Genomic DNA, 13,026 nt, shown 5'->3' with positions numbered 1-13,026 from the left:
TGGAACGATTAAGAGAATGTTTCTTTTTCTTTCTGCCCACTTCTGTGAGAGAACTAATCCGGCCTCAATCGTTTTTCCTAAACCAACTTCATCAGCTAAAATAGCTCCTTTTGACAATGGGGAGCGGAAAGCAAAAAGGGCTGCTTCGATTTGATGTGGATTCAGGTCAACTTGAGCATTAGAAAGTGTGGAAGAAAGTTTTTCCAAACTATTTGACGAACAGCGCTTAGTAAGCTCATAGGCAAAGTATTTGGCATGATAAGGGGTTAGCTGCATGTATTCATAATCTTACACTTTAATATTTGCTGTAGACAAACTAAATCTTACCTATTCAATTACTCTCTCGGATTTATCCTGAACATCAGAAAATCCTTCCTCTCCACTCCACTGTCTTTCCAGCGACCCAGTTTTCTCCCCAGACCATTCCATTATAATAACGCTCACCCTTCCTAAAGTTGCATGTTTCAACCAGATAGCATTAAAAACTCAGAAAAGTTAATAAGGACAATGGAAATACAGAGCACCGGGCACTCATATCCATCTCTTCCCAATAGCCTTATATTGCCATATTTGGAATATATTCTCCCATATTTACAGTAAGCTGTTACCGGCAAAATCGTCTCAAGATTACTCAAAAAACTCTCCAGCACATCACCCCAAACTCTGCCACAAATACCACGAACCAACAGATCTATAAGGCCTCCACACATCTGCAACTCTCATCAACAACCAACAACCCATCTCCATAAAGAACTCTTGCCGCTCTCTGCAACCCTGCATCTCCAAGCGACAACACATCAAGTCTTCTCAGACCAAAAACAAGGAACATCTCAGCAGTCCAGCGACCTATTCCAGGACACTCAACAAGTGCGGCAATAACATCATCATTTTTTTCTGATTCAATATCAAAAAATGATAACCTTCCATCAGATACACGCTGAGCCAGTTCATGAATATAACGGGCCTTTGCTCTTGAAAGACCGGCATAGACATCATAATATATTTAGATGGTATTCAGCGACGCAATCTTTTTTTACTTCCTTTCTCTCTATTTATGATTCATGGTATGATTGCCTCATAACACTTTAGGGGTGACTTATGCATACCTGTGGAGACAAAAAAGAGGTTTTGATGGTAGAGGGGAAGGATGGTAATAATGGCATAACCAGGAGGAACTTTTTAGGCGCGCTTAGCTCCGGTGTGGCAGCAACTCTACTCATGATGCCGACATATTCATCTGCTTTATCCAAAGACAAAATATTGAGTAAACCCGTCCGTCTTCCAGATGGTTTGTTAAGCACTGAGGAAGCTTTCTTCACAGAATTTGGGAAGACTTTTACCATTGATCCCCGTAACCGATATTTTGCTCCAGCTCAAAAAGGGTCCATGCCAATACCCATCATGAAACGCTATAAAGAAGGTCTGGATCAGGTTGCACGTGATCCATTCCCGGTATATCTGGAGCCGTCAGAGGAAACAAGGAAAAAGATTGCACGCTGCTATGGAGCGAACACTGACGAGATTGCCATTGCTCGGAATACAACTGATGCAGTTGCCATGATTTTGAGCGGTATAGACTGGAAATCAGGAGATGAACTTTTAACATCTACCATGGAATATCCCAATTGTGTTGTTACTATGCTTCGAGTTGCAGCGCGGTTCGGAGTTGTTATCCGCCAGTTCGGTGTACCGATGCATCAAAATGCTACTGCTGAAGAGATCGTAGAATCGGTACGACGGCAGATCAGACCAGGCAAGACAAAGATCATCTTCTTTTCCGCTATCACCCAGTCTAACGGCCAGATTATCCCTCCACGTCGAATGGCCAAACTGGCTCAGCAGTATGGCTTAATAACTGTAGTAGACGGTGCCCACTATGGAGGAATGTTCGACCCAAAACTAAATGACATCGGCATAGATTTCTGGGGTATTTCGGGTCATAAGTGGCAGTGTGGTCCCGGCGGCACCGGAATACTCTATATCCGCAACAGTGCTCATTCCTCTAACCCTACTCCTTTACCACGGTTCCATCTCATCCGGAGTGGACAACTTGATGCCCCACTTGATGGTTCTCGTCCGGCAGGTTTCGACATAGGGAATGCCCTGAGTATATATGGATTTCCTGAATCTGCTGACTGGCGTGCACTTGGTGAAGTCTGTGAACTCTGGGATGTAATCGGCCGACAGCGCATTCAAAATTACATCCTTACCTTGGCCGATTACTTGCGTCAGCATCTTGTTGCTAAATTCGGCGACAACTGTCTGCTCCAGCCCACAAAAGACCCTGAACTTAAATCTGGCATCGTGGCATTTACGCCTTTTGCCGATAAGTCCCAACGCAGAGACTTCAAGCTGGCAGAAGCCTTTCAAACACAAATGTTCAAGGATCATCTCTATCATGTTGGTATGGGCGGACTTGATAGTCGTGGTCTTACCAGGACCCCTTCTCCTGAAGCAAGCGCATTTTTCAGCGGTTGTATCCCCAACAGACATCCTGTGACCAATATACCGGAACCAAGCGATATTCCTTTTCGTGCAAGCACTGGTGTTTGGATTACCAGAAATGATATCGATACATTTGTTGATACTTGTGAGGAAACTGCGAAGAGACTTGCAGCAAGGTGAAGATATCAGCAGCTTTTGAAGAAAGTTGTTGACTGATTATTGAAGTTACCAGGGTATGAAACGGATTATATTCCCAGTTTGCTAAAGGACAATGACCATGTTCAGCAATAAGCCGTTTCATGACAGCATCTGATTTTGATAGGTGGCGTTCTGCCTTATGGACTGTTTTTTCTGATAGGGGTTGTATTTTGTGTTTTGTCATGAATCAACTCTTTATACCATAAAATAGCTTTTTCAATCAGATCTTGCCGATAACTGTTCGACATTATTGTCTGATCTCTCATATAAAATCGACATAATCGTTTTTAATTCCAGGGTTAATATTCTAACATACCATGTAATTGCAGAAGCTTATGAAACAAATAACTCAGGTATAAATATTGCTTTAACAATATATAGGAGTAAATGGATCCAAAAGGAAATAGCATGATGGAGGTAGAGATGAAGACAATAATTGTAATAATTGTATTGGCTATATTAACCGGATGTGCAGTTGTTCCTGCCGTTCCTATGCACAGCAGAGCTTATTATGTACATTCTGCTCCTCCGCCGCCACCTGCATATGTATATCATAGACCACAATATCCTGCTCATGGTGAAAGAGGATACACGACCGGTTATGAATATCATCGATGAGGCGGCAAGGTTATTGATAAAGAAGGTTTAGATAGGTTTTTATCGGCAAAATCTCTGATATGGATCAATATTATAATCGGCAAAAAGCTTGGAAGCGGCCTTTTTTGTGTTTTCAAGTGTTGAATATAGAAATATATATAATGAAATAAAGAGACACGAACTGTCTCTGACATGATTACAAAATCATTTATTCAACCTTTTCAAAAGTTGTGGGGGCCTTTGGAAAGATTGAGTTGATGGTTGTATGAGCGTCAGAGATAGTTGGCTGAGAATTACCAAGTTCTGAGCTGGTGGCTCTTTGTTTTTTGTTTTATTAATCAGATCTACCGAAAGCAACATTGCAATTTACTCTATTTTACTTACTTTTACATCAAGTATGATGGGGATAGTGATGGGGAAGGTTATTTGCAAAAATAAAAAAAGGTACTTAGATTGCTCTAAGTACCTGTATTTGTTTGGTTGCGGGGACCGGATTTGAACCAGTGACCTTCGGGTTATGAGCCCTATCAAAATAAAAATTATAGGCCCTTCATATCAGGTCTGATTTCCCATAATACTCTGATATTAAATGATATTTTAATTTCTATATAGTCCATTCTATTCTATCCATTCCAGTCTTTTCTGATCTATTTTATCACAATTTTAGCACAATAGCTTTATAAGTAATTTCATTTACTAAGGGGGTTCATTGTTTTATATCCAAGCAATCGGGTGCCTTCGCAAAGAGTTTAATCAGCGGCTACAAAAACCCAGCCTTTCTCTGCAATGAGCACAAATGTTGCAAGATGCAATGCATCAAGAGTTCTAAGGCCTGGCTGAGAACCGAATTTTTTCACCAACGATTCGGCTTCTTCCAGAACAACTCTCCTCAATGGTTCCATATTAAAAGTATTCAGTTCTTCAAAAACTGATGCCATTCGCATTCAGCTCTTTCACGGGTCTTACGAGGTGAGGCATAAACCAATTATTGACAGTCAGTTATTTATCGTCTATAATGCAATAGTAATACATTATGGACGATAATAATAGATTCTACATAGAGCGAACATTAGAAAGCTTTTTCAAAAAAGCTTCCATGCAATTTCCTGTCATGCTTGTAACCGGTGCGAGACAAGTAGGCAAAACAACTTTCCTTAAGCATCTTGAAGAAAAGGGCAGAACATATATAACACTTGATGACCCTCTTGTGCTGAGTCTTGCCAAGGAAGATCCGGCACTTTTCATGCAGCGCTTTCCTGCACCTGTTATTATTGATGAGATTCAATACGCACCTGAATTACTCCCCTACATAAAAATAGGGGTTGACAGGGCACAAAAACCGGGACTTTTCTGGCTTACAGGCTCTCAGCAGTTTCATGTGATGAAAGGGGTGTCTGAGTCGCTGGCAGGCAGGGTAGGTATTACTCAATTATGCGGTTTTTCAAGGCGGGAGGCTACTGGACAAGGCAAGGGGCTAAAGCCTTTTCTTCCTCTGCTCGATGTAATACAACAAAAGATAGAAACCAGTAGAAGTATATCCTTAAAAGAATTGTTCAGTATAATCTGGCGGGGCTCATTTCCATTCATGGTCATTAATGATGAAATAGACCGCAACTTGTTCTATAGTTCTTATGTACAGACTTATCTGCAAAGGGATATCCGCGACCTTGCCCGGGTAGGAGATGAAATGGTATTCCTGCGCTTCCTTCGGGCGTCCGCGGCACGGTCCGGTCAGTTGTTAAATCTTGCAGACCTTGCACGGGATGCCGATGTTGCACCAAATACCGCAAAGAGTTGGCTCTCCATCCTTCAGGCATCGGGCATCATATATCTGCTTGAACCTTATCATACAAATATCACCAAACGTCTAATAAAAACTCCCAAATTATATTTCCTAGATACGGGACTATGCGCATGGCTTACAGAATGGTCAAGCCCGGAAACACTTGAAGCCGGCGCGATGTCAGGCTCGATTCTTGAAACCTGGATTATGTCTGAACTACTTAAAGCCTGGTGGCATAGTGGTTTGAAAGCGCCCTTCTATTTTTATCGGGATAAAGACCAAAAAGAAATTGATTTATTGATTATACAAGATGGTATTATACACCCTCTTGAGTTCAAAAAAAGTGCCTCTCCTGATAAAAACATGATAAAGCACTTTCAGGTTTTGCAAAAACTCAACATGCCCGTTGGCTCTGGGGGAATCATCTGTCTGGCCCAGGAGAGTCTGCCATTAACAGAAAAGTTTATGTCTATCCCTGTTGGCACTCTGTAAAAAAGCCCTTTCCTGAAATAGTTATACCGCCAGCATTTCCGCAAAAACCCTTGCTTCGGATATTACCATAGAAAGGGCGAAAGAAAAGTCTCTAAAGCCAACATTGGACATGGTTCATTCTTGAGGTTTTTAAAGAAAATTAAAGGTGATCTCTTTAGTTTTGATTTGGCAGATAGTATTTTCACTCATAGGTTCTGATAAAATTGATAAAATATTGCCCAGGATATTGTTTCTCATCTGAAAGAAGTCAATAGGCCTTGAATTCAATCTGAAGGGGCAAGAGTACAATTTTATCAACCCCGGTAAATAGATAGGGTCCTAATTCATTATTATTTCTCAACAGTAATCTTGCTGTGCTGTTGAAAATATAAATGCGAGAGGCGGAAACTGAAGTTATTGATGCAACATTTATAGATTCATCAGGCATAATGATCTCAATTTATTTTAGTTAAAAGAAGAAGACCTTAAGAAATTTGCTTCCATTGTCAGGACAAGTGCAGTTGTATAAAACAACTGCACTTATAATGCCTAATGTAAAGTAGCCTTTTATCTACTCCTCAGGTATCAATGTCATTAACTCATTCGGCTGGCATCTAAAGTAAAGAAGCAGCTTCTCGATATCTTTTCGTGATATGTTATAGTCATGATTAGATGCTATCCGGGATAGTGTCAGCACCTTCATCCCTGTCTCATTCTCTATTGCCTTATAGGTAATCCTTCTTCTTTCAATGGCGCTTTTCTTTTCAATTAATCCCTTAATGTTGATGATAAGCATCCTTTTTACCCCTCATCATATCAGTTTGTAATAAATATATATCATCATAAGAATTTAATTATCAATATAAGATTCTGAATAGCTTGACCGGTATTTATTATATTTGAGGCGGTGATCAATAACTACTATTGCACGATATTAACAGTAGGTTTAATGAAAGAAATATATATGTCACATTATTTAAAGGATGTTCTGGCTATTTTCTATCATATTAAACTGGCACATAATTTTCATGAAAAGTAGTCTACCTGCAATAAAATCTTTATCGGCAAATTGAAAGTGTAACTTTCATGTTGACATACTGACCGATATCAGTTATTGTTTCAATATGATAGAAAGGACTCTTTCCAAAAAACTCTCTGTCCTTGGAAAGGATTTTCCGGTTGTCACCATAACTGGTCCACGTCAATCAGGAAAAACAACGCTTGCGAGGATGGTTTTCAGCGGGCACGACTATGTCAATCTCGAAGATCCTGATGAACGGGAGTTTGCCATATCCGACCCCAGAGGCTTCCTCAGACGCTTTACGGATGGGGTAATTATCGAGGAAATTCAAAGAGTCGCGAATATTCTCTCATACATCCAGGGGATCGTTGACGCTGATGATAGACCGGGCAGCTTTGTCCTTACAGGTTCTCAGCAGTTCCATATGATGGAGAAGATAAGCCAGACCCTTGCAGGAAGAACAGCCATTGTGAACCTCCTCCCTTTTGCCTTGAATGAATTAACAGGTAATCCTGATATCGATCCCTCAGGAATTACCACACTGATACCGGCACAGACAAAACCGGCGTTCGCCCTTGAAACTATTCTTTTTCAGGGATTATATCCCCGGATCCATGACAAGAGGCTCAACGCTCACGACTGGCTTTCAGGATATTATCAAACATACGTGGAAAGGGATGTAAGAGAGGTCTCAAACATCGGCAATCTTGATACCTTCCAAAGATTCATACGGCTCTGCGCGGGCCGCTCCGGACAACTCCTCAGCCTCTCATCCCTTGCTTCTGATTGTGGTATTTCCCATACCACTGCGCGCCAATGGGTATCAATTCTTCAGGCCGGTTTTATTGTACATCTCCTGCAGCCGCATCATGAAAATTTTTCAAAGAGGATTATCAAAAGCCCCAAGCTATACTTTCTTGACACAGGGCTTCTATGCTATCTCCTGCGGATAAAATCTCCCGAGGATATTGTCGGCCATGGGCTGCGAGGCGCCATTTTTGAGACCTTTGTTGTTGCAGAAATGTACAAGGCATTCTGTCACAGAGGAGAGAGGCCCCCTCTTTATTTCTGGCGCGACCGGACAGGTCATGAGGTCGATCTCGTAATTGACAACGGGGAAACGTTGATCCCTGTAGAGATTAAGTCAGGAGAGACGGTTAATAACTCGTTTTTTGATGGGCTCCGGTACTTCACTTCTCTGCGTCCCTCCATAATGCGGGACGGTATACTTATTTATGGAGGAGAACAATATTATAAAAGAGAGAATTTTGTTGTTCATCCCTGGTATGGGTGTGTATGAGTTATATTTTTTGTTGTTGCCAGTCCTCAGATTAGTAGAACAACGCCCAGTAATTGTAAAATCCACTCCGTATCGAACACCAAATCCGTTTTCCATCGAACACTTTTTTGGTTTTCTGATTGCTTTATTCATTTCTTTATTACCCACTATAATTTTAGCGCCAAAAGTGTTCTCAAAATATCAATGTTTCTCCAACATAAAAAAAATTATACAACTCTCGTAGCATTTGAAAATTAATATATATCATCATAAGAAAGTAATTATCATCATAAGATCATAAATAGTTTGACAAGATAATCTCATATAGATAATATATATGCTGTAGTGATAATTAACTACCTATATAAGATCATTTTAGGAGGTCTCATGAAAGAGATACATATGTCACATTATTTAAAGGACACCCTGGATAGACGCAACAGGGTAATAGGTATAACTGGTCTCTCAGTCATTGCGGCAGCATGTGCAGGTCTTTATTTAAACAACATTCCAGCAATGGGTATCATACCGGCAGTTGCAGGATTGTTTATAACAAGAGATCAGATGAAAAAAAGATCAATATGCAAAACAGGACTTGCTGGAGAAGAGGCGTTGGGGATATACCTTAAAAACACTTTACCGGATGAATACACCGCCTTTTACAATGTTCCCGTAGAACATGGAGATATTGACGACTGCCTTCTTATGGGACCGGGAGGATTATACGCCATAGAGGTAAAAAACCATAAGGGAGTAATAACCTATTCAGACAATGCATGGAGGCAGGTAAAGACCGGAAGGGGTGGTACCTCATATACAGGAAATATCAAGAACCCCTCATTCCAGTTAATAAAGAACATCAGGTGGTTGAACAGATACTTTCAAAGAAAAGACATAAAGATATGGATACAGGGCATTATAGTATTTACCCATCCCGATGCCATACTGTCCGTAGACAACCTTAAAACAGTAAAGGCTGTAAAGCTTGAGGACCTGGGGAAGACAATAATAAATGATAATGTTCTTCCTCCCTTACTACAGCAGAAAACAGAAACCCATATTTTACAATTAATGGCAGCATAAAAAGACCCGGGGGAGAAATCCCCCGGTATTAAAAAAGGAGAAACGTTATGGATAAAATAAGAATCTACAAGATACTAATAGATAAGTTTAATGAATCAGAAACAGAGGAAATAATGAACTATGTAGAATCTTCAAAAAAATGTGTAACAGCATCAGAGCTTGATTTAATACTAAGAATACAAAAACTGGAATCGGATTTGAAAATACAATACATAAAACTCGATAAGAGGATTATTGTAGGCCTTGTTGTTGTAACGGGCATTACCTTGCTGCTCATGAGAATACTCTACGTTGTGTTAGCGAAATAAGAGGTTAATCCCATATAAGGGGGAGGGGAGAAGCCTTCCCCCTTACTTAACAATGACGGGGCGATTTTAAACAAAGATAAAGAGCAATTAGAGGAGAATTCTATGACTTTTAACCAATACACAACCTGTTTCCTGGTTGTCATATCGATAATATTACTTTACCGGACATGCGTATTTATTGAAAGAATCTTTTATAAAAGCAAAGCTAAGAAATGGAGGAATGCTTATCCTACACTGGATGAGTATTTGTCCATATATCCTTATTGTAAAACAGACAAAGGCATAAAATGTTTTAACTGCAGTTCCTTCCAAAGAAAGTTCTTCTGGTGGGATCGATCAGGAAAATGACACAAGGCATTTTACTGTCAGCACTGCGGGGAACATCTGTACAGAAATGAAGGGTGACTATAGATATTTTGAAAATATCTTGAAAGAGAAAAAAACCATGGGAAAACGGTAATAGGATGAGATCGGGGGCGTTTAGATAATGAGCGACACACGCCCGTAATAGGTATCTTTCTGTTTGAAAAAATAGATAAGGTTTAATTGTACGGCAGGCCGGATTTTTTAATCACAATTAAACAAACAGGCCGTTACATTGCAAAAAAACCTGGTAAATATAAAGAGGTGAATTACATGAAGAAAGACTTTTTTGATATAAACAAGAAGCTTACCTTGCGAAAGCAACACACAAGGCAATAGCAGAAACTCATGCCGGCGGTAGACCCAGTGTACATGGTGATGAAAAAGGTGTGTATGAACTTTATCCTGACGGCAGCAATAAATATATAAAGATCTACAAGGATAAACCAGAAAACAACAAATAGGAGTTATTTGTGTGCCCCTTCTGTTTATCCGATAATATAAAGCATGGCAGATACCACAGATATTCGGCCATACGTCAACGGGAAAAAGCGGGGTGAAGGCCGCACGCGGATTGAAGTTTATCGACATCGACGCAGGCATGTGCCGTGTTTATGGAGGTAGAGTGGTTTATCTTGAAATTACACCAAAAGGCGATTTGCTGCAACACAGCAAAGCACTTACCAAATGGACAACAAAGATGCTTGGAAAAAACTGATTGGACTGTCTTAAATGGGTATGAAAACGTGTAGTTATCATAAATGTTATTCTATAATTTGGTCATGTGATTATTCATACCATTCAATTCCCAAGTTTGTTAAGGCTCGGTAGAATAAAAAAAACCATTTGTATTTATAAATTCAATAGGTTAACATTTTATACACAGAAAGAATGGAGGAGGGGAACGTAAGAGTTCCTGAAGCTGTTATCGCCTGTCCATATTGCCGAATGAATTGCAGTTCGATATTAAAGTTCATTATTGATACGTCTTATACTACTCAAAAACCGGAAATGGACGGGTATAAAGTGATACTATCAGAAAATAATGCAATTTTTACAACGTCTTTCCTCCTACCCCACATACCCAGGATTCCCAATAGATTGATTCAAGGGTTAATAAATAGAGTTATTCAAGGAATTGTCTATGACATTTGATTCAGACAAGTTAACCAAAATAATTGATCAAACGGTGCTACTAAGGTTGACTGTCGGGTACCTGGGTCAGCGCAAGCAATCCGGACGGTGGGACTGTGATTTTCTCGACGCTACAGGCATACGTTTTCTCGAAGCCACCTTTCCACGGACAGCATGGGCAGCCGCTCTACGATCAACAACGGAAGCGGCTTGCACCGTTCACGATCAAGCCCTGGGACGCGTCGGAAATTCTCACTTGTTCCGGTTACCACCAGCCTTGGAAGAACAAGATTTACTAAAAATATAGGCCCTTGATATCAGGTCTGATTTCCCATAATACTCTGATATTAAATGATATTTCAATTTCCATGTAGTCCATTCTATTCTATCTATTCCGGTCTATTTTATCACAATTTTAGCACAATAGCTTTATAAGCAATTTCATTATACTAAGGGGGTTTATTGTTTTATATCCAAGCAATCGGGCGACTTCACAAAGAGTTTCATGAGCGGCTACAAAAACCCAGCCTTTCTCTGCAATGAGCACAAATGTTGCAAGATGCAATGCATCAAGAGTTCTAAGGCCTGGCTGAGAACCGAATTTTTTCACCAACGATTCGGCTTCTTCCAAGACAACTCTCCTCAATGGTTCCATATTAAAGGCATTCAGTTCTTCAAAAAAACCGGCAATTGCCTTATTAAGCATATTTTCATTAATTTCCTTATTCCTGAATCTCCTGAATAAAGCACTGAGGAATTCCAGCCTTACCAACTCAGAAACCCATATCGTATTTGCAGAAGCAACTATAAGCTTCGTTATTTATTTCGAACCTTTTTCTTCATGAAAGAATTTGACAAGGGCAGATGTATCGAAAAAGAGCTTCATATTCTCTCTTCTCTTGCTGATAAGATATCATCACTCATTGAACCCGAGCATCCCTTAAGAGCTTCTCTTACCGTCAGGTACATATGCAGATGTTTTTTTGTCTTTTCTGTCCTGGGTTTTAATGAAAGAATAAGATCATATACTGTAAGGAGTTCTGAACGGCCCAAGGCATCAAGCTCTTTTTTGGCATATTCTTTGATATTCATAAAATCACCTCCAATAATAAGTAATTATAGAGCACCAAACATTTTAAGGCAAGATAATATTTTTAATGAGCTTCAGAAAAATCAATAATGAATTGCATGGGTTACTGGCAACAAACTTCCCCACTCCCTATTGATTCAGGCTAAACATTCGAACAAGCAGAGCCGATGGATACAACTACCTCTGTTATCAAAGATAAACTCATCAAGATCATCAAAGCCCTTCGTCATATTCTCATTTTATATCTCAGATACAGACCTTCGACCTTATTCCTGGCCCATGGAGTTTTCCTCAGAAACTGCAGACTGGACTTGATGCTCGGATCATTATTAAAGCACCGCATATCTTGCCATAAAAACCGGAGAAGTGGATTGAGGTCTATAAAGCTGCCGGCAACATTATTGAATTTCATAATACATTATGAAATGTAAAAACCCTGATAAGAAAAGGGGCTAATAGGAGAGCAATTCCCCCTCCTACCACGGCACCCGCCAAGAACGACAGTGCGCAGCACATGCCGGAACAACATTTTTCATCATCCATCGCCATCTCCTTTGCAACGAGGTTATTTTAAGTATATGCATAGCCTATGGAAAATTCAATCTTTCCAAGCGTTTCAGTGTGTCTTTCCGACAAAAGCTATCGCGATATACAACATCAGATGACCGCAAACCACTATCCATCATCGAAACTTAGTCCTCACCCTTTCCCATTTATCTCATCATTCATAACCTTACTCAACCTGAAAAGCAGCACCTTTCTTTCTGCTATTCGTAACATAGCTTCCTGAAACAAACACAGACAGCGTTTTAACTTTCATGGCAACTTTTGAGTGGTAATAAATGACCTGAAAGAGAATCCTTCTAAACTTCATAAGGAAATTATGCGATAAAAAAATGGAGTATATTACTGTTATCGGTCCTGCATCTAATTTGGTGGAGATAACTCCAAATACATATATGCATTTTATCTCTGCTATGTTTTAGAGTACCGTCTATACTGAAAAATCTGCCTGTATTATTTAAATCCAACGACCGCATATAACCGCTCTATTCCTACAACAAACATTAATCTTAATCATAAAGACAAATAGATATTTCAGGAGATACCGGCAAAAATCTTTGTATGAATTTTTGCCGGTATCGATAACAAAATAGGAGGATATCCATGGAAAAAAAGGAAATAACCAAAGAGGCAATTCTATATCCCATGCCCTGTGCTATTGTTGGCGCTTCAGTTAATGGAAGACCAAAT

At 39.8% G+C, this 13,026-nt stretch carries 14 protein-coding genes and 1 pseudogene; 8 read left to right on the top strand and 7 right to left on the bottom strand.

What is annotated here, in order from left to right; all coding sequences use genetic code 11:
• Positions 1-276 (bottom strand): DEAD/DEAH box helicase (locus NT178_16640; GenBank protein MCX5814149.1); only part of this gene is annotated, 276 nt, incomplete at its 3' end.
• 822 nt (positions 277-1,098) lie between these two features.
• On the opposite strand from NT178_16640, the gene NT178_16635 reads away from it, so the two are divergent.
• Complete coding sequence (locus tag NT178_16635) at positions 1,099-2,625, top strand: aminotransferase class V-fold PLP-dependent enzyme (GenBank protein ID MCX5814148.1); 1,527 nt, start codon at positions 1,099-1,101, stop codon at positions 2,623-2,625.
• 529 nt (positions 2,626-3,154) lie between these two features.
• Positions 3,155-3,292 carry a hypothetical protein gene (locus NT178_16630; GenBank protein MCX5814147.1) on the top strand — a complete coding sequence of 46 codons (138 nt, stop codon included), beginning with the start codon at positions 3,155-3,157 and terminating at the stop codon, positions 3,290-3,292.
• Between the two features lie 697 nt (positions 3,293-3,989).
• Here the strand turns inward: NT178_16630 and NT178_16625 are convergent.
• The gene (locus tag NT178_16625; GenBank protein ID MCX5814146.1) at positions 3,990-4,178 is read right to left on the bottom strand and encodes a hypothetical protein; all 189 of its coding nucleotides are present in this window, start codon (positions 4,176-4,178) and stop codon (positions 3,990-3,992) included.
• Positions 4,179-4,273: 95 nt separating this feature from the next.
• Between NT178_16625 and NT178_16620 the strand changes: the two genes are divergently transcribed.
• Positions 4,274-5,515 (top strand): ATP-binding protein, encoded by a 1,242-nt coding sequence (locus NT178_16620; GenBank protein ID MCX5814145.1) that lies wholly within the window; start codon positions 4,274-4,276, stop codon positions 5,513-5,515.
• Between the two features lie 550 nt (positions 5,516-6,065).
• On the opposite strand, the gene NT178_16615 is transcribed toward NT178_16620, so the two are convergent.
• Positions 6,066-6,290 carry a helix-turn-helix transcriptional regulator gene (locus tag NT178_16615; protein ID MCX5814144.1) on the bottom strand — a complete coding sequence of 75 codons (225 nt, stop codon included), beginning with the start codon at positions 6,288-6,290 and terminating at the stop codon, positions 6,066-6,068.
• A gap of 328 nt (positions 6,291-6,618) precedes the next feature.
• Between NT178_16615 and NT178_16610 the strand changes: the two genes are divergently transcribed.
• The 5 genes from NT178_16610 to NT178_16590 all read left to right on the top strand — a co-directional run bounded on the left by NT178_16610 (position 6,619) and on the right by NT178_16590 (position 10,989).
• Positions 6,619-7,815, top strand: a complete 1,197-nt coding sequence (locus NT178_16610; protein MCX5814143.1) for an ATP-binding protein — start codon at positions 6,619-6,621, stop codon at positions 7,813-7,815.
• 366 nt (positions 7,816-8,181) lie between these two features.
• Complete coding sequence (locus tag NT178_16605; protein ID MCX5814142.1) at positions 8,182-8,877, top strand: nuclease-related domain-containing protein; 696 nt, start codon at positions 8,182-8,184, stop codon at positions 8,875-8,877.
• 47 nt (positions 8,878-8,924) lie between these two features.
• Positions 8,925-9,185 carry a hypothetical protein gene (locus NT178_16600; GenBank protein ID MCX5814141.1) on the top strand — a complete coding sequence of 87 codons (261 nt, stop codon included), beginning with the start codon at positions 8,925-8,927 and terminating at the stop codon, positions 9,183-9,185.
• Between the two features lie 919 nt (positions 9,186-10,104).
• Positions 10,105-10,266, top strand: a complete 162-nt coding sequence (locus NT178_16595; protein ID MCX5814140.1) for a hypothetical protein — start codon at positions 10,105-10,107, stop codon at positions 10,264-10,266.
• A gap of 426 nt (positions 10,267-10,692) precedes the next feature.
• The gene (locus tag NT178_16590; protein ID MCX5814139.1) at positions 10,693-10,989 is read left to right on the top strand and encodes a BrxE family protein; all 297 of its coding nucleotides are present in this window, start codon (positions 10,693-10,695) and stop codon (positions 10,987-10,989) included.
• A gap of 108 nt (positions 10,990-11,097) precedes the next feature.
• Here the strand turns inward: NT178_16590 and NT178_16585 are convergent, their stop codons facing one another.
• From NT178_16585 to NT178_16570, 4 genes and pseudogenes are all read right to left on the bottom strand, one after another.
• Positions 11,098-11,490, bottom strand: coding sequence for a type II toxin-antitoxin system VapC family toxin (locus NT178_16585; GenBank protein MCX5814138.1), 393 nt, complete (start codon positions 11,488-11,490; stop codon positions 11,098-11,100).
• Between the two features lie 74 nt (positions 11,491-11,564).
• The gene (locus NT178_16580) at positions 11,565-11,774 is read right to left on the bottom strand and encodes a hypothetical protein (GenBank protein ID MCX5814137.1); all 210 of its coding nucleotides are present in this window, start codon (positions 11,772-11,774) and stop codon (positions 11,565-11,567) included.
• A gap of 224 nt (positions 11,775-11,998) precedes the next feature.
• Positions 11,999-12,118: pseudogene (locus tag NT178_16575) on the bottom strand (VF530 family DNA-binding protein).
• 727 nt (positions 12,119-12,845) lie between these two features.
• Positions 12,846-13,026, bottom strand: a 181-nt coding sequence (locus NT178_16570; protein MCX5814136.1) for a hypothetical protein, incomplete at its 5' end; no start/stop codon positions are given.

The organism is Pseudomonadota bacterium, from assembly GCA_026388255.1.
In the GTDB taxonomy this organism is placed as follows: Bacteria; Desulfobacterota; Syntrophorhabdia; order Syntrophorhabdales; family Syntrophorhabdaceae; genus JAPLKB01.
The sequence above is the reverse complement of the archived record's forward strand: the minus strand, read 5'-3'. Positions and strand labels throughout refer to the sequence as shown.